The organism is Nonomuraea sp. 3N208 (genome assembly GCF_052245935.1).
In the GTDB taxonomy this organism is placed as follows: domain Bacteria; phylum Actinomycetota; class Actinomycetes; order Streptosporangiales; family Streptosporangiaceae; genus Nonomuraea.
Map to the genome: position 1 here is coordinate 1 of NZ_JBQQBR010000166.1, position 1,011 is coordinate 1,011.

1 protein-coding gene is annotated in these 1,011 nt (G+C 65.7%); it reads left to right on the forward strand.

Features of this window, described 5'->3' with window-relative positions:
* The first annotated feature begins 164 nt into the window (after nt 1-164).
* Nucleotides 165-1,001: a transposase family protein gene (locus ACTWPT_RS60035; RefSeq protein WP_443186486.1), complete on the forward strand. Its 837-nt coding sequence runs from the start codon at nt 165-167 to the stop codon at nt 999-1,001.
* Nucleotides 1,002-1,011: the final 10 nt, after the last annotated feature.

Sequence of the window (1,011 nt, forward strand, 5' to 3'; positions counted from 1 at the left end):
TGAGGTGATCTCAGAGAAATAATTCGGGGCGATTGGGGATTTCTGGGACGCAGGCGGTGCCGTTTCGGGCCTTTCGGGAGGAGTCGTCGAAGGCCGGAGACAGGCGTGGAGCCTCCGGTAGATGAGTTCTCACCACAGAATTCCCAGCCGCCGAAAGGCTCCACGTGATTGCTCATCGTGCCACGCTCGACGTCTCCCGCGCACTCGTTCAACACGTCGGCCGACTGCTGCGCGATGAACGCCGACTGCGCGGCACCCCGAAAGACAGCCGGGCCCTGACCCCGTTCCGGCAGGCCGTCATGGTGCTGTGCTGGTTTCGAGGCGAGCGCGACATCCCCAAGCTCGGTCGCGATCATCGCGTCTCCCGCGCCACCGCCTACCGCTACATCCACGAAGGCATCGAGGTTCTCGCAGCTCAAGCACCGGATCTGCCCGAAGCTCTCGACCGCGCCCAAGCCGAAGGACTGGCCTACGTGATCCTGGACGGCACCCTGATCCCGATCGACCGCTGCGCGGAGCAGACCCTCAGCGTCAAGGGCGAACCCATCGACGCCTGGTACTCCGGCAAGGCCCACCACCACGCCGGCAACCTCCAAGCCCTATCGGCACCCGACGGGCTGCCGTTGTGGATCGGCGAGGTCGAACCCGGCTCCATCCATGACCTGTCCGCCGCCCGCACCCACGTGCTGGGCGCGTTGTACGCCGCTGCCGCAGCCGGTCTGCCCACCCTCGCCGACAGCGGATACGAGGGCGCCGGAATCGGCATCCACACGCCGATCAAACAACCCGACGGAAACCAGATCCTCAGCCCGGACAACCGCACCTACAACCGGCTTCTACGAGCCCTGCGCTGCCTCGGCGAACGCGGATTCGCCCTGCTCAAAGGCCGGTGGCGAACCCTCCAGCACATCACCGTCAGCCCCAGCCGAATCGGCGACATCGCCCGCGCAGCGCTTGTCCTCACCCATTTCGAGCACGACTACCTACCGGCAATTGGCTGAGATCACGTCA